We start from the raw sequence: 16,601 nt of genomic DNA, 5'->3' as shown, positions 1-16,601 counted from the left end.
GTTCTAGCGACGTGGGGGGAGCTTCGATCACGGGGAGGGCGAGACGACCGCTCGCTTTTCCAGGACGGTCCCGCGCAGGTACAGCTCCAGCATGTCGGTGAGGATCTGCCCGGCCCCGGCGTCGCCCGGCGGGATCGGCCGGCCGTCGGCGCGAGCGGTCACGCAGTACACGAGGAAGTGGCCCCGCACGTGCCACCCCACCCGGGCCGACGAGAGCACGATCGCCTCGGTGCCCTTGCCCGCACGCAGCCCCTGGAAGCGGCCGTGCTCGCCGTCCACCATGGACTTGATCTTTTCGCGGGCCCAGTCGGCGCCGGCGACGTCGTCCAGGTTGAAGATGCCGGCGGTCACCAGGTAGCCGCCGGCCGGCGCGCGCAGCGTCCCGCGTACCACCTGCGCGCAGCCCAGGTCGGTGAGGAGCACGCCGATGTCGCCGCTCGCCGCGGTGGCGCAGCGGCGGTCGGCGCGGGTGGCGAGCACCCGGTACGCCGGGCGCGCCGGATCGACCACCACCTCCGGGCCGGGAAACACCTCGGCCGGGGTGAGCGGCTCCGGGTCGACCTCGCGGGAGCTGATGTCGCGAAGCACGCTGACCTGCGGTGGCGCCCCGGACGCTTGGGCATCTCGCCCCTGCCGCTCGTCCGCGACGATGAAGAACGAGCTCAGCCCGCACACGCCGAGCATCGCGAAGATCCCAAGCCCGGTGGTGAACGCCTGCCAGGTGCGCTTTTGTGGCCGGGCCAGCAACTCGGAGATGCCGCTGGGCCGGGCGTGGCGGGGTCCGGTGTGCGCGTGTCTACCGGCGAAGCGGTGCCAACGCCGCTGAACCATGCAGGACAGACTAATAGACCATGTTTCGCAATTTATGGCAATAGGTGGACAGTTCCCCTTAAGAGGGAACTTCCAGGCGCGAAACGACCGCGTGTGAGAATGCTCGGCGTGACCGGAGAGCATTACTTCAGCGCCCAGCCGAGCGTGAGTGAGCGCCGCCGCGACGTGGAGTTCACCGCCGGCGGCCGGAAGTACGGGCTGGTCACCGCCGCCGGTGTCTTCTCCGCCGACCGGCTCGACCCCGGCACCGCCGTACTCCTGCGCAAAGCCCCGCTACCCGCGGCCGGTGCCGCCGGTCCCTTCCTCGACCTGGGCTGTGGCTATGGCCCCATCGCCTGCGTGCTGGCGATGTCCGCACCGGGCGCGACCGTCTACGCGGTGGACGTCAACGAGCGGGCCCGGGCGCTCGCCGCGGAGAACGCGGCCCACCTCGGCGCCGGCAACCTCCGGGTCGCCGCGCCCGAGGAGGTGCCGGCGGAGGTGCGGTTCGCGGAGATCTGGTCCAACCCGCCGATCCGGGTCGGCAAGGCGGAGCTGCACGCGATGCTCGACCGGTGGCTGCCCCGCCTCGCGCCCGGCGGGGTGGCCTGGCTGGTCGTGGCCCGCCATCTGGGCGGTGACTCGCTCCAGAAATGGCTGGAGGAGCAGGGGCGCCGGGTCGAGCGGCACGCCAGCCAGAAGGGGTACCGCGTCTTAAAAGTCGGGTGACCGCCACGCCACCCGTCGGGGAAGATGCCGGCGTGGGTTACGCGGACGTCGCCGGTGTCGGGCACACGCTGCCGGACGGGCGGGAGTTGTTTCGCGACGTCTCGTTCCGGGTCGGTGAGGGCGCCAAGATCGCGCTCGTCGGTCCCAACGGTGCCGGCAAGACGACGCTGCTGCGGATGGTCGCCGGCGACCTGCCGGTGGCGACCGGCGCGATCGCCCGGGCCGGCGGGCTCGGCGTGATGCGGCAGTTCATCGGCATGATCGGTGATCAGACCCTGCTGCGCGAGCTCGCTCTCTCGCTCGCCCCGCCGCCGCTGCGGGCCGCGGGCGAGCGGCTCGCCGCCGCCGAGACCGCCGTCCACGACGACCCGACCGAGCGCAAGCAGATCGCGTACGCGAACGCGCTTGCCGCCTGGGGCGAGGCGGGCGGGTACGACGCCGAGGTGCTCTTCGACACCGTGGCCACGCTCGTGCTCGGCAAGCCCTGGGACGAGGTACGCGACCGCCCGGTGCGTACGCTCTCCGGCGGCCAGCAAAAGCGCTTCGCCTTGGAGCTGCTGCTCCGCGGCACCGACGAGGTGCTGCTGCTCGACGAGCCGGACAACTTCCTCGACGTGCCCGGCAAGCGGTGGCTGGAGGAGCGGCTGCGCGAGTCGAGCAAGTCCGTGCTGTACGTCTCGCACGACCGCGAGCTGCTGGCCCGTACCGCCGACCGGGTCGTCGCGGTCGAGGGTGGCAGCGCGTGGGTGCACCCGGGTGGCTTCGCCTCCTGGCACGAGGCCCGGGCGGCCCGCCACGACCGGCTGGAGGAGCAGCGCCGGCGCTGGGACGAGGAGCACCAGAAGCTGCGCGAGCTGATGCTCATGTACAAGCAGAAGGCCGCGTACAACGACGCCATGGCCTCGCGCTACCAGGCGGCGCAGACCCGGCTGCGCAAGTTCGAGGAGGCGGGGCCGCCGCCGCTGCCCCCGCGCGACCAGGACATCCGCATGCGGCTCGCCGGCGGGCGCACCGGCAAGCGGGCCGTCATGTGCGAGCGGCTCGAGCTCGACGGCCTCACCTACCCGTTCGACCTGGAGATCTGGTACGGCGACCGGGTGGCCGTGCTCGGCGCCAACGGCACCGGCAAGTCCCACTTCCTGCGCCTTCTCGACACGCCGTCCGCAGTGGTGCACTCCGGCGTGGCCCGGCTCGGCGCCCGGGTCCGTCCCGGCCATTTCTCGCAGACGCACGACCATCCCGAGCTGCTCGGCAAGACGCTCGTCGAGATCCTGTGGCGCGGCGACGACCATCGCAGCGGGATGGACCGGCACGCGGCGATGAAGGCGCTCAACAGGTACGACCTGGCCGGGCAGGGCGACCAGCGGTTCGGCACGCTTTCCGGCGGCCAGCAGGCGCGCTTCCTGGTACTCCTGCTGGAGCTCTCCGGGGCGACGCTGCTGCTGCTCGACGAGCCCACGGACAACCTCGACCTGGCCTCGGCCGAGGCGCTGGAGGAGGGGCTCGCGGCGTTCGAGGGCACGGTGGTGGCGGTCACGCACGACCGGTGGTTCACCCGGTCGTTCGACCGCTTCGTGGTCTTCGGTGGCGACGGCGAGGTGAAGGAGTCCGCCGAGCCGGTCTGGGATTGAACCATCCACCGGCGAAATCCGAACCTTCTTGCATGAAGCGTTGGGCGGGCGCACTGCTGGTCGGGCTCTGCCTGGCCCTGCTCGTGCCCGCCGCACCCGCCAGCGCGCACGCGGCGCTCGTGTCGACCACACCCGAGCAGGGTTCGGTGATCGGCTCGTCGCCGACCAGAGTGACGCTCACGTTCAACGAGCCGGTGGGCGTGATCCCCGGCAAGACGCAGGTCATCGCCCCGGACGGTAAGCGGATCAGCACGGGTGACCCGGTGGCGTCGGGCGGCACGCTCTCGCTGGACGTGCGGGTCGCCGACCACCCGCTCGGCACGTACCTGGTCAGCTACCGGATCATCTCGGCCGACGGGCACCCGCTGTCGGGCGGCTTCATGTTCTCCGTCGGCGCGCCGTCGCAGACCGCCCCGTCCGCGCTGGAGGACGACCCGACGGTGGGCGCGCTGCTGCCGGTCGCCAAGTACGCCGGCTACGTCGGGCTCACCCTCGTGGTCGGCCCGCTGCTCTTCCTCTCGGTGCTCTGGCCCCGCCGCGCCCCGACCCGCGGCCCGATGCGGCTGGTGCGGGTCGGGCTGGGGCTGGTGGGCGCGAGCACCGTGGCTTCGTTCTGGCTGCAGGCGCCGTACACCTCGGGCGCCGGCCCGCTCGACGTGTCGGTGGCGGAGCTGCGCGACGTGGCGCTGAGCCCGTTCGGCCTCTGGACGGGGGTACGGCTGGCCGTGCTGGTCGCGGTCGTGGCCCTGCTCCGGGTACGCCCACCGGTGCGCGCCTCCGTCTCCGTCCCGGCGCGGGCGCGGGTCCGCACGCTCGTGGGCTCCGGCGGGCCGCCGGTCCTTTCCAGCCCGCCCGCCGTGCCACCGCCCCCGGCCACGGTGCGGCGGTCGTCACTGCCACTGCTGCTGCTCGGCGTGCTGGGGCTGCTGACCTGGCCGCTCGCCGGGCACGCCGCTGCCTCGCCGGTGCCGCCCGTGTCGGCGGCCGCGGACGTGGTCCACCTGGCCAGCATGGCGGTGTGGCTGGGCGGCCTGGTGGTACTGGTCGGCTTCGTACTCCGGCGGGGCTGGGCCGACCAACGCGTGGTCGGCGTGATCCTGCCGGTCTGGTCCCGCTGGGCCGCCGTGGCGGTGTGCTGGCTGGTGCTCGGCGGCGTGCTCCAGGCGGTCATCGAGATCGGCGGGTTGGGCGCGCTCTTCGACACCCGGTACGGCCAGCTCATCCTCGCCAAGGCCGGCCTGCTCGGCGTGGTGCTGGCGGTAGCGTTCCTCTCCCGCCGCCTGGTGCTGCGCCGCGCCTTCGGAGCCGGCGCGGACGGATCGCCGTCCGCGGGAGCGGGCCGCGCGCGCAGGGGCCGCCTGGGCCGGCTCGTCGCGGCGGAGCTGGGGCTGGCGGCGGTCGTGCTGGCGGCCAGCTCGGTGCTCGTACAGACCACGCCCGGCCGGTCGGCGGAGATCGAGGCACAGGCCGCCGCCGAGGCGGTCGGCTTTTCCACGACGCTGAACAGCCCGATCTTCTCCGTGCAGTTCGAGATCTTCCCGGTGCAGATCGGCGAAAACAATACGCTGCACGCGTTCGTCTACACGCCCGCGGGTAAGCCGGTCGAGGTGGCCGAGTGGCGGGTGACGGCGGCGCTGCCGGAGAAGGGCATCCCACCCATCCCCAACGACGTGGTATCGATCCGCGGCAACCAGGGAATCGGCGCGATCACCTTCCCGTACCCCGGCAAGTGGGACCTGACCCTCACGATCCGCCTGGACGACTTGAACCAGGCCACCGTCAAAACCACCGTATCGGTCGACTAACCGAAGACAGCGGGATCCACCCACAGGTCGTACCCGTTCGCTTCCAGTGGGATACTCGTGCGAGACGGGAGGTGACCTGCCATGGCGATGCCAGTGGAGGTTGAGCCGGTGCCGCAGGCGTGGCCCCGGCCGCCGTTCACCGTGGATACCCTGTTCGAGTTGCCCGACACCGGGCTGCGCTATGAGGTCCTGGAAGGCGCACTCGTCGTGGTCCCACCCCCCGAACCCGCGCACAACCTCGCCGCCGACCGGCTGCGCGAGAGGCTCATGTCCTACCTCGCCGTCGAGGTCGAGGCGATTACGAATGCGGCGGTGCGCCTGCCCAGCGGCGACGGCCCGGTGCCCGACCTCCTGGTTACCACCGGCGACCCCGCGGAGCACCCGCGTGGCTTTCCGGCCGACCTCGTGCACACCGTGATCGAGGTGGTCTCGCCTTCCAACGCCTCGGACGACCGGGTGAAGAAGGCCGCGCTGTACGCCGGCGCTGGCATCCCCTGCTACTGGCGGGTGGAGCTGCGCTCGTGGCGCGAGCACTTCGGACCGGTGCCGGCGATCGTGGTGCGGCTGCTCGGTGACGACGGTGAGTGGCACACCACCCTGCACCCGGCCGGCGAAACGCACCGGCTGCCGGTGGTGGTCGACCGCACGCCCACGATCGTGCCGATCGAGATCGACCCCGCCGTGTTGCTCGGTCGCCGCCGGTGATCTGAGTAGCTGCCTCTTTACGCGAGCGTTAACGGCGTCGTACTCTCGCCGAAGGAGTGACCCACGGGAGCCCGGTGCACCGGGCTGAGAGGGGGGCATGCAGCCCTCGACCGTCGAACCTGATCCGGGTAATGCCGGCGCAGGGAGGAGTGCTGCATGCGGCCGTTTCCCCGGCTTCATCTCATCACCGACACCCGTCCCGGGCGGGAGCCGCTCGCCGTCGTCGAGGCGGCCCTCGCCGTCGCCGGCCCGCACCTCGCCGTGCAGGTCAGGGTCGAGGACGGCGCCACCGACCGCGAGGCATACGAGCTGGCCGTGCGGGTAAGGGCGCTCTGTGCCGAAGCCCGGGCCACCTGCTTGGTCAACGACCGCCTGCACATCGCGCTGGCGGTCGGCGCCGACGGGGGTCACGTCGGTGCGCTCGACCTGCCGGTCGACGCGGCGCGGCGAGTGCTCGGGCCGTACGCGATCCTCGGCGCGACCGCGCGCGAGCCGGTGACCGCCAAGGCCGCCGTCGACGCGGGGGCGAGCTACCTGGGCGTCGGTCCGGCGTACGCGACCACGACCAAGGACGGCCTCCCACCACCGATCGGCGTCGAGGGGGTTGCGGCCGTGGCCGGCGCGGTGGATGTACCCGTGATCGCGATAGCCGGGGTGACGGCCGAGCGGATACCCGAGCTGCGGGCGGCGGGCGCGCACGGGGTGGCGGTGATCGGCGCGCTCTCCCAGGCGCCCGATCCGGCCAAGGCCACCAAGGAACTGGCGGAAGCCCTCCGATGAAGGACGTCACCGTCGTCGGCGCCGGCCCCATCGGGCTGGCGATCGCGTGGCGGTGCGCCGCGCGGGGCATGGCCGTGGAGGTGGTGGACGACGGGCTGCGCGGCGCCTGGCACGCGTCGGCCGGGATGCTCGGGCCGGTCGCCGAGGCGTACTTCGGCGAGGCCCAGCTCACCGCCCTGCTGGTCGAGTCCGCGAAGCGGTGGCCGGCCTTCGCCGCCGAGCTGGGCGCCGAGGAGATCGGCTACCGCGCCGAGGGCACGCTCGTCGTCGCGCTGACCGGGGACGACCTGGCCGAGGCGGAGCGCCTCCGGGTGTACCAGACGGGTCTCGGACTCCCGATCACCCCGCTGCGCCCCACGGAGCTGCGCGACCGCGAGCCGCTCCTCTCGCCGCGCGTGCGCGGCGGCGCGCACGCGCCCGACGACCACCAGGTCAACCCGCGCCGGCTGGTCCCCGCGCTGCGGACGGCCGCGACCGCCGCGGGCGCGAGCCTGGTCCGCGAGGCCGGGCCCGCGCGGGTCAAGGTCGTCGCCGCCGGCACCGGGTCGGCCGCGCTGACCGGCCTTCCGGTCCGCCCGGTCAAGGGCCAGATCCTCCGCCTCCGCGCGCCGGGCCACCAGCCGCCGGGCTTCTCGCGCGTCATTCGCGGGTACGCGGATGGCCGGCACATCTATCTCGTACCGCGACTCGACGGCGAGGTCGTCGTCGGGGCCACCGTGGAGGAGCGCGCTGACGCGCACGTCACCGCCGGTGGGGTGGTGGAGCTGCTGCGCGCCGCCGCCGACCTGGTCCCGGAGATCTACGAGTACGAGCTGGCCGAGGCGATCGCCGGCCACCGCCCGGGTACGCCCGACAACGCGCCGCTGATCGGCCCCCTCGGCGACGGCGTGATCGTGGCGACCGGGCACCACCGCCACGGGATCGTGCTCACCCCGCTCACCGCCGACCTGGTCGCCGACCTGGTGGAGACGGGTGAGCCGGATCCGATGCTGGGACCGTTCGCGCCCGGGAGGTTCGCATGAAGGTGGTCGTCAACGGCAACCCGCGGGCGCTGCCCGAAGGGGCGACCGTCGCCGACGTGGTGCGGGTGGTGACGTCGGTCGCGCGGGGCGTCGCGGTCGCGGTCAACGGCGAGGTGGTGCCGCGGGCCGGTTGGGCGGGCGCGGCGCTGCGCGACGGCGACCAGGTCGAGGTCCTGACCGCGGCGCAAGGGGGTTAGCCGTGCTCAAGATCGGTGGGGTGGAGCTGCGGTCGAGGCTGATCCTCGGCACCGGCGGCGCGTCCAATCTGGACATCCTGGAGCGGGCGGTCAAGGAGAGCGGCAGCGAGCTGGTCACGGTCTCGCTGCGCCGGGTCGACGCGGCCGCGACCATGAACGGCGGGCTGCTCGACATGCTCGACCGCTGCGGCGTACGGGTGCTGCCCAACACCGCCGGCTGCTACACCGCGCGCGAGGCGGTGAAGGTGGCCCACCTGGCCCGCGAGGCGTTCGAGACGCCGTGGGTGAAGCTGGAGGTGATCGGCGACGAGCGCACGCTGCTGCCCGACGGGGTGGAGCTGCTGCGGGCGGCCGAGGAGCTGGTGGCGGACGGGTTTCAGGTGCTGCCGTACACGACCGACGACCCCATCCTCGCCCGCCGCCTGGCCGACGCCGGCTGTGCGGGTGTGATGCCGGCCGGCTCGCCGATCGGCTCCGGGCTCGGCGTCGCCAACCCGCACCACATCCAGCTGATCCGCCAGTCGGTGGACCTGCCGGTGATCCTCGACGCGGGCATCGGCACCGCCTCGGACGCCGCGCTCGCGATGGAGCTCGGCTGCGACGCCGTGATGGTGGCGAGCGCGATCACCCGGGCCGCCGACCCGGTGAGCATGGCCGCGGCGATCCGCCATGCGATCGAGGCGGGACGGTTGGCGTCCCGCGCCGGGCGGATACCGCGCCGCTTCCACGCGCTCGCGTCCACCCCGGACGAAGGCAGGCCGCACCTGTGAGGCCAGAGTTGTCGGGGGTCGTGGTCCTCACCGACCGGCGGACGGCGCGCCGGCCGCTCGCCGAGACCGTCGCGGCGTCCGTGGAGGGCGGGGCCCGATGCGTCGTACTCAGGGAAAAGGACATGCCCCCCGACGAGCGCGCGGCGCTGGCGGAGGCCCTGCGCGCGGTGCTCGCGGATGTCGGCGGTCTGTTGGTGGTGGCCGGGCCGGACCCGCTGGGCGGCGACGCGGTCCACCTCCCGGCGGCCGGTCCGTATCCGCCCCCTGACCTGCCGCTGGTCGGCCGCTCCTGCCACGACGAGGCCGAGCTGTCCCGGCTCAGCCGCGAGCGGTACGCGATGGTGTCGCCGGTCTTTCCCACGCCGTCCAAGCCGGGGTACGGCCCGCCGCTCGGGCTCGGCGGTCTGGCCCGGCTGGTCTCCCGCTCGCCGGTGCCGCTGCTCGCGCTCGGCGGGATCACACCCGGCAACGCGGCCAGCTGCCTCGCCGCCGGTGCCGCCGGGGTGGCCGTGATGGGCGCGGTCATGCGGGCGGACGACCCGGCGGCGGTGGTCCGTGACCTGCTCAGTGCGACGCTGTCCGTCAAAACCCCTGCTGGCCGGGGTGGAGTGTGGTCATGACACCTCCGATAGCGCTCACCGTCGCCGGCTCCGACTCTGGCGGGGGCGCCGGCATCCAGGCCGACCTCAAGGTCTTCGCGGCGCTGCGCGTGTACGGCACCTCGGTCGTCACCGCGGCGACCGCCCAGAACACCCGGGGCGTGCAGGACGTCTACCCGTTGCCGGGCAACGTCGTCAGCGCCCAGCTCAACTCCCTCCTCGACGACCTGCCGCCGGCCGCGACCAAGACCGGCATGCTCGCCACCGCCGAGGTCGGCGCGGCGGTGCTGGCCAAGGCCCGGGCGGGGCTGCTCCCCAACCTCGTGGTCGACCCGGTGCTCTCCTCGTCCAGCGGGCGGCGCCTCGGCGTGGTCGGGGCGATCGAGCGGCTGCTGCCGTACGCGCTGGTCGCCACCCCCAACCGCGAAGAGGCTTCGGCGCTGGTCGGCTGGCCGGTCACCACGCCGGCCGACATGGCGGGCGCGGCCGGGCAGCTCGCGGCGGGCGGCCCGAAGTTCGTGGTGGTGACCGGCGGCGACATGGTGGCCGGCGACGAGGCGGTCGACGCGGTGTGGACCGAGGCGGGCACCCGCTTCCTGCGCTACCCGCGGATCCTCACCCACAACACGCACGGCACGGGCTGCACGTTTTCCGCGGCGATCGCGGCGCGGCTGGCGCTGGGCGACTCGGTGCTGGACGCGCTGGCGTTCGGAAAGCAGTACGTCGCGCGGGCGCTGGCCGGCGCCCGCGACTGGAAGCTGGGCGGCGGCACGGGGCCGCTCGACCACCTCGACTGGAAAGCGATCTAGCTCGGTTTGGAGGCACGATGTCAGCTCGTCGCAAGGTGTACGTGGAGGGCTCCCGCCCGGACATCCGGGTGCCGTTCGCCGAGGTGGACCTGACCGGTGGTGAGCCGCCGGTCCGGCTCTACGACACGTCCGGCCCCGGCTCGGACCCGGAGGTCGGGCTGCCCCCGATGCGCGGCCGGTGGATCGCCGAGCGGGGCGACGTCGCGCCGGTGCGGGGTGCCGGTACGCCGCTGGCCGGCTCCCGCCCGACCCAGCTCGCCTACGCGCGCGCCGGGGTGGTGACGCCGGAGATGGAGTTCGTGGCCATCCGCGAAGACGTCTCGTCCGAGCTGGTGCGCGAGGAGATCGCGGCCGGCCGGGCGGTGCTGCCGGCGAACGTCAACCACCCCGAGTCGGAGCCGATGATCATCGGACGGCGCTTCCTGGTGAAGGTCAACGCCAACATCGGCACCTCCGCGGTCACCTCCTCCGTCGCCGAGGAGGTGGAGAAGCTGACCTGGGCCACCCGGTGGGGCGCGGACACCGTGATGGACCTGTCGACCGGCAAGCGGATCCACGAGACCCGCGAGGCGATCATCCGCAACGCGTCCGTGCCGATCGGCACCGTCCCGATCTACCAGGCGCTGGAGAAGGTCGGCGGCGACCCGGTGAAGCTCTCCTGGGAGGTCTTCCGGGACACCGTCGTCGAGCAGTGCGAGCAGGGCGTCGACTACATGACGGTGCACGCGGGCGTGCTCATGCGGTACGTGCCGCTGGCCGTGGAGCGGGTCACCGGCATCGTCTCCCGGGGCGGTTCGATCATGGCGGCCTGGTGCCTGGCGCACCACGAGGAGAACTTCCTCTACACCAACTTCGCCGAGCTGTGCGCGATCCTCTCCCGCTACGACGTCACGTTCTCGCTCGGCGACGGGCTGCGGCCCGGCTCGATCGCGGACGCCAACGACGAGGCGCAGTTCGCGGAGCTTCGCACGCTGGGCGAGCTGACGACGATCGCCTGGGAGCACGACGTGCAGGTCATGATCGAGGGCCCCGGCCACGTGCCGATGCACAAGATCAAGGAAAACGTGGACCTCCAGCAGGAGGTGTGCCACGAGGCGCCGTTCTACACGCTCGGGCCGCTGACCACGGACATCGCGCCGGCGTACGACCACATCACCTCGGCGATCGGGGCCGCGATGATCGGCATGTACGGCACGGCGATGCTCTGCTATGTCACGCCGAAGGAGCACCTCGGCCTGCCGGACCGCGACGACGTGAAGGCCGGCGTGATCGCGTACAAGATCGCCGCGCACGCCGCCGACCTCGCCAAGGGACACCCGGGCGCGCAGTCGTGGGACGACGCGCTCTCCAAGGCCCGCTTCGAGTTTCGCTGGGAGGACCAGTTCAACCTGGCGCTCGACCCGGAGACCGCGCGGGCGTACCACGACGAGACGCTCCCCGCCCAGCCGGCCAAGACCGCGCACTTCTGCTCGATGTGCGGCCCCAAGTTCTGCTCCATGAAGATCACGCAGGAGCTCAAGGCGTACGCGGAAAAGGGGATGAAGGAGAAGTCGGAGGAGTTCGTCGAGGCCGGAGGCCGGGTGTACCTGCCACAGGCGTGACGACCTGAAAAGTTCACAATCTTGGGGCTGACGGCGTTAGTTGAACTTTGTAGCATGTCCGAATGCTGACGCCGTCTCCCCTCATGCGCCTCGTGTCCGGTTTCTGGAGCTTCAAGACGTTCGCCGCCGCCGTGGAGCTCGACCTGTTCACCCGGCTGTCCGGTGGCAAGAGCATCACCGTCGGGAAGGCCGCCGCCGAGCTGGGCCTCGCCGAGCGCCCGGCCGACCTCCTCTTCGCCGCGTGCGCCTCGCTCGGCCTGCTGGAGCGCGATGGCGACGGCTACCGCAACTCGGCGCTGGCCGAGGAGTTCCTGGTCGCCGGCAAGCCGTACTACTTCGGCGGCCAGGTGCGCTACTGCGACCGGCGCACCTACCTGGCCTGGCACCGGGTCGGCGACGCGCTGCGCACCGACCGCCCGCTGACCTGGGACCCGGACACCCAGGAGTCGATGTTCGAGACCGAGGACCCGCAGCTGCTCGCGCTCTTCTGGGAGGCGATGTACTCGACGTCCATCTTCACCGCCCGGGCGCTCGGCGAGGCGTACGACTTCGGTGCGCACTCGCGGCTGCTCGACGTGGGCGGCGGCTCCGGCGCGTACCCGATCGAGCTGTGCCGGCGGTACCCGGCGCTGCGGGCCACGGTCTTCGACCTGCCGCACGTCGTACCGATCGCCGCCGAGAAGGCCGCCGCGGCGCAGCTGACCGACCGGATCGACACCGTGGCCGGCAACTTCCTGCACGACGAGGGGCTGCCGAGCGGGTACGACGTGATGCTGTTCAGCATGATCCTGCACGACTGGGACGAGCCGACCAACCGCGACCTGCTGGCCAAGAGCTACGCCGCTCTGCCGTCCGGCGGTGCTGTGGTCATCTCGGAGCTGCTGCTCAACGCCGACCGTACCGGCCCGGCCTCGGCCGCGCTGATGGGCATGAACATGCTGGTGGAGACGGTGGGCGGGCGCAACTACTCGGAGACCGAGTACACGGACTGGCTGACCGACGCGGGCTTTGTGGACCCGCACGTGGTCCACTTCGACGCCCCGGGCGCCAACGGCGTGGTGGTGGCCCGCAAGCCTTGACGCGACAGGCGCGCCTTTGCGGGACGCGCCGGGCGGGGCCGCGGTTGGGGGCGGCCCCGCTTCGCTCTTTGCCGGCTGCCGCCGCGACCCGGCGTTCTGCCTCGCGCGGGCCGGGACCCGCTTCGCGCTTTGTCTGGCTGGTGCCGCGGGCCGGGGCCCGCTTCGCGCTTTGTCTGGCTGGTGTCGCGGGTCAGCGGAGCTTGTCGTGGGGGTCCGCGTCGCGGCTGGACAGGCCGCTCACCCAGTCGACGTACTCCTCGTCGCGGGGCTTGAGCGCGGGCTCGGGGCGGGGCTGGTCGCCACGCTGGGTGGGGAGATCGCGCTGGGTCGGGACGTCCAGAGTGCCGGCCGGCTCCGGGGACTCCGGGGCGGGGTCGGCCGCGCGGCGGCGCCCGAACAGTCCCCGGCGCTGGCGCGCGGTCGGCTCCTCGGCGGCGGGCGTCTCCTTGCCGCGCTTGCGGGCCTTGCGGTCGGTGGGCTCCTCGCCCGCTGGGCCGCCGCCCGCCGGCCGGCCCCGGTCACCGCCCGCACTCCCGGCGCGGTCGCTGGGCCGGTCGTCGTCCGTGTAGACGGGTAGCTCGCCCGTGGAGTAGCCGGCGGCGCGGCGGCCGGCGGAGAAGGCGGTGGCGGCACCGGCGGCCCCCGGGTCGCGACCGCTCGGTGGCCGGCGGCGAGCCGGGCGCACCGGCGACGGGCTCGGGCGGGCGATCTGCGGCGGAGACTGTGGCGAGAGGTCGGCGGTCGGCTCGTCGAAGAGGCCGCCACCCCCCGAGGCACTGCCGGTCCGGCCGGTCGAGGGCTCGATCGTGGGCAGCGGGTCGGTCGTCTCGTCGGCGGCCGATGTGGACGGCTTCGCGCTGTGCCGGGGCAGGGGGACGCTCCACTCGCCGGTCGGTGGCTCGCGGAAGACCGGCTGGATGGCGGGCTCGCGGGGCGGCCGGGCAGGTGGGGTCTGCTCCTGCGGGGCCGCACCCGGCTCCCCGGCCGGGGTGGCGGGACGAAGGCTCGGGCGGCGGGCGACCGTGGCCAGGACCGAGCCCAGCGTGCCGGCGCCGACCGCGACCAGGGCACCCCAGTACGGCGCGGCCTGGAACTTGTCGGTCTCGCTGCCCGGGCCGGCGACCAGGTAGGCCAGGCAGAGCATCGCCGGGCCGACGATGCCGGAGGCGGCGATCGTGACCGGCGGCCGGCCCAGCCAGCGGCCGAGGCCGGCGGTGGCGGCGCCCAGCGCGAGCGCCAGCAACGGCATCGTCACGACCGCCGAACTCTGTGCGGCGCCCGTGCTGAACGAGGGCAGGTCGAGCACGCCCAGGCGCAGGTTGGGCAGCGGGTCGTCGGGGCCGAGCGACGGGACCACCGAGGCCAGGGCCAGGACCCAGGCGCCGGCGGTGACGGCGCCGACGTTCCACAACAGAGGCTGGTGGCTCAGCGCGGCCACCGCGACGAGCACCCCGGCCACCGCGCCCAGCGCGGCGGAAAGGCCGATGACCAGCACCGGATCGGTGGCGCGCACGATCGCGAAGCGGGCCGGCTGCATGCACAGCGGCACCAGCACCGCGGCGCCGATGCCGCCGAAGACGGAGTACGCGATACGGGAGCCGGTGCCGCCCTCGTAGCCGCGGCGCCGGGCCATCCGGTCGGCCGCCACCGCGCCGGCAACGGCCGCCACCATGGCGAACCAGGTCACCCAGGCCATCTGCGTGGTCCACTGGTTTTCCTGGTCGACCGCGAAGGTGCGGCTCAGCCGGACGATGCCGAGGCCGAAGGCCACGCCGAGCTGGCTGGCCGCGGCGAGCATGGCGACGCCGAGCGCGGCGAGGAGCACCCTGCTCCACGTACGGATGGCCATGCCAGGCACGTTACGGCTCCGTGACCCGCCTCGCTACCCGGCCGGTCGTGGCTTGACGGACTTCCCAGAACCCGCTGAAAGTCCCTTAAGAAATCAAACCTTCTGCCGCGTACGCTGGGTCTGCGGCGGCACCGGATGGGCCTCCGGAGCCCCGGGCGGACCGTCCGGCGTGAGCAGCAGCTCGTGCAGCTCGGCACTGCAACGGGCGACCTCTTCCAGGTATGCGTTGTGCCCCAGCGAGCGGGGGCGCGGGATGTTGACGTCGACGATCCGCCGGAGCCGGCCGGGGCGCGGGCTGAGCACCACGACGCGGTCGGCGAGCAGCACGGCCTCGTCGATCGAGTGCGTCACGAAGACCGTGGTGGCGCCGAGGTCCATGTGGACCCGCTGCAGCTCGGTCGAGAGCTCCTCGCGGGTGAGCGCGTCCAAGGCGGAGAACGGCTCGTCCATCAGCATCACCTTGGGACGCTGGATCAGCGCCCGGCACAGCGCCACCCGCTGCTGCATGCCGCCGGAGAGCTCGTGCGGCTGCTTGCGGTGGAAACCGCCCAGCCCGACCATGTCGAGCAGCTCCTCGGCCCGGGCGCGGTGCTCGGACCGCTTCCAGCCAAACATCTCCACCGGGAGCAGCACGTTGTCGAGGACCGAGCGCCACGGCAGCAGCGCCGGCCGCTGAAACATCATCGCGATGTCTTTGCGCGGCTTGCTGACCTGGGCCCCGCCGACCGCGACCTCGCCCGCGCTCGGCTTGATGAGCCCGGCGATCAGCCGGAGCAAAGTGGACTTTCCGCAGCCGGAGCGGCCGATGACCGCGATGAACTCGCCCTCGGCGACGGTCAGGTTGATGTTTCGCAGCGCCTCCACCGCGCCCGAACGCGCCTGGAACGTCTGCGAAACTCCGGCCAGTCGAATCATCGTGTGCTCCCTACCGGGGCTGCGTTGGTCGGCGCTCCGCTCGCGCGGCGCCACTGCGCCGACGCCAGGCTATCGGGAAGCTCTGCCGCGGCACACGTCGCCATGGTCATTTTCGCGCTCCGCGATCAGAGGGCGACAACCTGTGGAAGCACCTCGGAAGCCACCAAGTCAAGGTGGTCGACGTCGGTGATCTCGATGAACCGCAGGTGCACCCGGGTGACGCCGATCGCCGCGAACTCGCCGATCCGCTCGACGAGCTGCGCGGGCGAGCCGACCACCGGGTCCTCCGGCGGGAGCGCGCTGGGCGCGTGCAGAGGGGCCGCGCGCCGCTTGGCCTCCGCGTCGGTGCGGCCGATGGCGACCACGATGCCGGCCGACAGCACGAGCGGCGCCTTGCCGGACTCGGCCCGCCCGACCTGGTCGCAGACCGCGAGCACGCGGTCGAACGCGCCCTTCGTCTCGGCCACCGTCTTGAACGGCATGTTGAACTCGTCCGCGTACCGAGCGGCGATCTCGGGCGTGCGCTTGGGGCCACGGCCACCCACGATGACCGGCGGCCCGGGCACCTGCACCGGCTTGGGCAGCGCGGGCGCGTCGGTGAGCTGGTAGTGCTCGCCCTTGAAGCTGAACGGCTCCCCGACCGGCGTGCTCCACAGCCCGGTGATGACCGCGAGCTGCTCGGCGAGCATGTCGAAGCGCTCCCCGGTGGGCGGGAACGGTATCCCGTACGAGACGTGCTCGCGCTGGTACCACCCCGTGCCCATGCCGAGCTCGACGCGGCCGCCGCTCATCTGGTCGACCTGGGCCACGGCGATCGCGAGCGGTGCGGGCAGCCGGAACGTCACCGACGTGACCAGCGTGCCGAGCCGGATGCGGGACGTCTCGCGGGCGAGTCCGGCCAGCGTGATCCAGGCGTCGGTGGGCCCGGGGAGCCCGGACTCGAGCCCCATCGCCTGGTAGTGATCGGCGCGCAGGTAGCCCTCGAAGCCGGCGTCCTCGGCGAGCCGGGCGAGGCGCAGCTGATCCTCGTACGTCGCGCCGCGGTGTGGCTCTGTGAAGACGCAGACCCGCACAGTAACCGCCTGTCTCAAGGTGATGGGGGTGATTGGTCGCGGTCAGGTTAGCCGGATCCTGTTACGCCGCGATACCCCAGCCGGGATCGGTTCGTAACCCGATACGCCTTGCGTCGCAAACCGGGCTTTCGCCTACGCTGTGGCGCGACATTCATGACCGGCTTCGTGGTCACCCCTCGATCTCGACGCCGTCGCTCCAACGCCCCCTCCAGTTGGAAGGAATCTGT

16 protein-coding genes and 1 riboswitch are annotated in these 16,601 nt (G+C 72.8%); of the genes, 12 read left to right on the top strand and 4 right to left on the bottom strand.

Annotation, left to right across the window (positions count from 1 at the left end):
• Window positions 1-27 precede the first annotated feature (27 nt).
• Window positions 28-831 (bottom strand): hypothetical protein, encoded by an 804-nt coding sequence (locus RB614_RS02365; protein WP_308710646.1) that lies wholly within the window; start codon window positions 829-831, stop codon window positions 28-30.
• Between the two features lie 108 nt (window positions 832-939).
• Here RB614_RS02365 and RB614_RS02360 point away from each other — a divergent pair, with 108 nt between their 5' ends.
• The 12 genes from RB614_RS02360 (at window position 940) to RB614_RS02305 (ending at window position 12,537) form a co-directional block, all read left to right on the top strand.
• Window positions 940-1,539, top strand: coding sequence for a class I SAM-dependent methyltransferase (locus RB614_RS02360; protein ID WP_308710645.1), 600 nt, complete (start codon window positions 940-942; stop codon window positions 1,537-1,539).
• A gap of 32 nt (window positions 1,540-1,571) precedes the next feature.
• Window positions 1,572-3,170: an ABC-F family ATP-binding cassette domain-containing protein gene (locus tag RB614_RS02355; protein WP_308710643.1), complete on the top strand. Its 1,599-nt coding sequence runs from the start codon at window positions 1,572-1,574 to the stop codon at window positions 3,168-3,170.
• Between the two features lie 32 nt (window positions 3,171-3,202).
• Window positions 3,203-4,975 carry a copper resistance CopC/CopD family protein gene (locus RB614_RS02350; protein ID WP_308710642.1) on the top strand — a complete coding sequence of 591 codons (1,773 nt, stop codon included), beginning with the start codon at window positions 3,203-3,205 and terminating at the stop codon, window positions 4,973-4,975.
• A gap of 81 nt (window positions 4,976-5,056) precedes the next feature.
• Entirely contained in the window at window positions 5,057-5,680 is a 624-nt protein-coding gene (locus RB614_RS02345; RefSeq protein WP_308710641.1) for a Uma2 family endonuclease, read from the top strand.
• Window positions 5,681-5,734: 54 nt separating this feature from the next.
• A riboswitch (TPP riboswitch) is annotated at window positions 5,735-5,843 on the top strand.
• On the top strand, window positions 5,837-6,460 hold the full coding sequence (thiE, locus tag RB614_RS02340) for a thiamine phosphate synthase (RefSeq protein ID WP_308710639.1): 624 nt from the start codon (window positions 5,837-5,839) through the stop codon (window positions 6,458-6,460). It overlaps the preceding riboswitch by 7 nt.
• Entirely contained in the window at window positions 6,457-7,482 is a 1,026-nt protein-coding gene (gene thiO, locus RB614_RS02335) for a glycine oxidase ThiO (RefSeq protein WP_308710637.1), read from the top strand. Before thiE ends, thiO begins: the two co-directional genes overlap by 4 nt.
• Window positions 7,479-7,679 (top strand): sulfur carrier protein ThiS, encoded by a 201-nt coding sequence (gene thiS / locus RB614_RS02330; protein WP_308710636.1) that lies wholly within the window; start codon window positions 7,479-7,481, stop codon window positions 7,677-7,679. The genes thiO and thiS overlap by 4 nt, the downstream gene beginning before the upstream one ends.
• A 2-nt stretch (window positions 7,680-7,681) precedes the next feature.
• On the top strand, window positions 7,682-8,449 hold the full coding sequence (locus RB614_RS02325; protein WP_308710635.1) for a thiazole synthase: 768 nt from the start codon (window positions 7,682-7,684) through the stop codon (window positions 8,447-8,449).
• On the top strand, window positions 8,446-9,069 hold the full coding sequence (locus tag RB614_RS02320; protein ID WP_308710634.1) for a thiamine phosphate synthase: 624 nt from the start codon (window positions 8,446-8,448) through the stop codon (window positions 9,067-9,069). The genes RB614_RS02325 and RB614_RS02320 overlap by 4 nt, the downstream gene beginning before the upstream one ends.
• Entirely contained in the window at window positions 9,066-9,857 is a 792-nt protein-coding gene (thiD, locus tag RB614_RS02315; protein WP_308710633.1) for a bifunctional hydroxymethylpyrimidine kinase/phosphomethylpyrimidine kinase, read from the top strand. Before RB614_RS02320 ends, thiD begins: the two co-directional genes overlap by 4 nt.
• A gap of 17 nt (window positions 9,858-9,874) precedes the next feature.
• On the top strand, window positions 9,875-11,458 hold the full coding sequence (gene thiC / locus RB614_RS02310) for a phosphomethylpyrimidine synthase ThiC (protein WP_308710632.1): 1,584 nt from the start codon (window positions 9,875-9,877) through the stop codon (window positions 11,456-11,458).
• Between the two features lie 62 nt (window positions 11,459-11,520).
• Window positions 11,521-12,537 (top strand): methyltransferase, encoded by a 1,017-nt coding sequence (locus RB614_RS02305; RefSeq protein WP_308710631.1) that lies wholly within the window; start codon window positions 11,521-11,523, stop codon window positions 12,535-12,537.
• Between the two features lie 190 nt (window positions 12,538-12,727).
• Here the strand turns inward: RB614_RS02305 and RB614_RS02300 are convergent, their stop codons facing one another.
• The 3 genes from RB614_RS02300 to RB614_RS02290 all read right to left on the bottom strand — a co-directional run bounded on the left by RB614_RS02300 (window position 12,728) and on the right by RB614_RS02290 (window position 16,374).
• Window positions 12,728-14,386 carry a hypothetical protein gene (locus RB614_RS02300; protein WP_308710630.1) on the bottom strand — a complete coding sequence of 553 codons (1,659 nt, stop codon included), beginning with the start codon at window positions 14,384-14,386 and terminating at the stop codon, window positions 12,728-12,730.
• A 93-nt stretch (window positions 14,387-14,479) separates the two neighbouring features.
• Window positions 14,480-15,301, bottom strand: a complete 822-nt coding sequence (locus RB614_RS02295; RefSeq protein ID WP_308710629.1) for an ABC transporter ATP-binding protein — start codon at window positions 15,299-15,301, stop codon at window positions 14,480-14,482.
• Between the two features lie 125 nt (window positions 15,302-15,426).
• Window positions 15,427-16,374, bottom strand: coding sequence for an LLM class F420-dependent oxidoreductase (locus RB614_RS02290; RefSeq protein WP_308710827.1), 948 nt, complete (start codon window positions 16,372-16,374; stop codon window positions 15,427-15,429).
• Window positions 16,375-16,601: the final 227 nt, after the last annotated feature.

Source organism: Phytohabitans maris, assembly GCF_031085175.1.
In the GTDB taxonomy this organism is placed as follows: domain Bacteria; phylum Actinomycetota; class Actinomycetes; order Mycobacteriales; family Micromonosporaceae; genus Phytohabitans; species Phytohabitans maris.
This window is presented reverse-complemented; position numbering and strand designations above follow the sequence as displayed.

Bases quoted from the DNA above. Each gene is read 5' to 3' on its own strand.
- RB614_RS02350 (WP_308710642.1), top strand. From the start codon at position 3,203: ATGAAGCGTTGGGCGGGCGCACTGCTGGTCGGGCTCTGCCTGGCCCTG.
- thiS (WP_308710636.1), top strand. From the start codon at position 7,479: ATGAAGGTGGTCGTCAACGGCAACCCGCGGGCGCTGCCCGAAGGGGCG.
- thiO (WP_308710637.1), top strand. From the start codon at position 6,457: ATGAAGGACGTCACCGTCGTCGGCGCCGGCCCCATCGGGCTGGCGATC.
- thiD (WP_308710633.1), top strand. From the start codon at position 9,066: ATGACACCTCCGATAGCGCTCACCGTCGCCGGCTCCGACTCTGGCGGG.
- RB614_RS02300 (WP_308710630.1), bottom strand. From the start codon at position 14,386: ATGGCCATCCGTACGTGGAGCAGGGTGCTCCTCGCCGCGCTCGGCGTC.
- thiE (WP_308710639.1), top strand. From the start codon at position 5,837: ATGCGGCCGTTTCCCCGGCTTCATCTCATCACCGACACCCGTCCCGGG.
- RB614_RS02365 (WP_308710646.1), bottom strand. From the start codon at position 831: ATGGTTCAGCGGCGTTGGCACCGCTTCGCCGGTAGACACGCGCACACC.
- thiC (WP_308710632.1), top strand. From the start codon at position 9,875: ATGTCAGCTCGTCGCAAGGTGTACGTGGAGGGCTCCCGCCCGGACATC.
- RB614_RS02305 (WP_308710631.1), top strand. From the start codon at position 11,521: ATGCTGACGCCGTCTCCCCTCATGCGCCTCGTGTCCGGTTTCTGGAGC.
- RB614_RS02345 (WP_308710641.1), top strand. From the start codon at position 5,057: ATGGCGATGCCAGTGGAGGTTGAGCCGGTGCCGCAGGCGTGGCCCCGG.
- RB614_RS02295 (WP_308710629.1), bottom strand. From the start codon at position 15,301: ATGATTCGACTGGCCGGAGTTTCGCAGACGTTCCAGGCGCGTTCGGGC.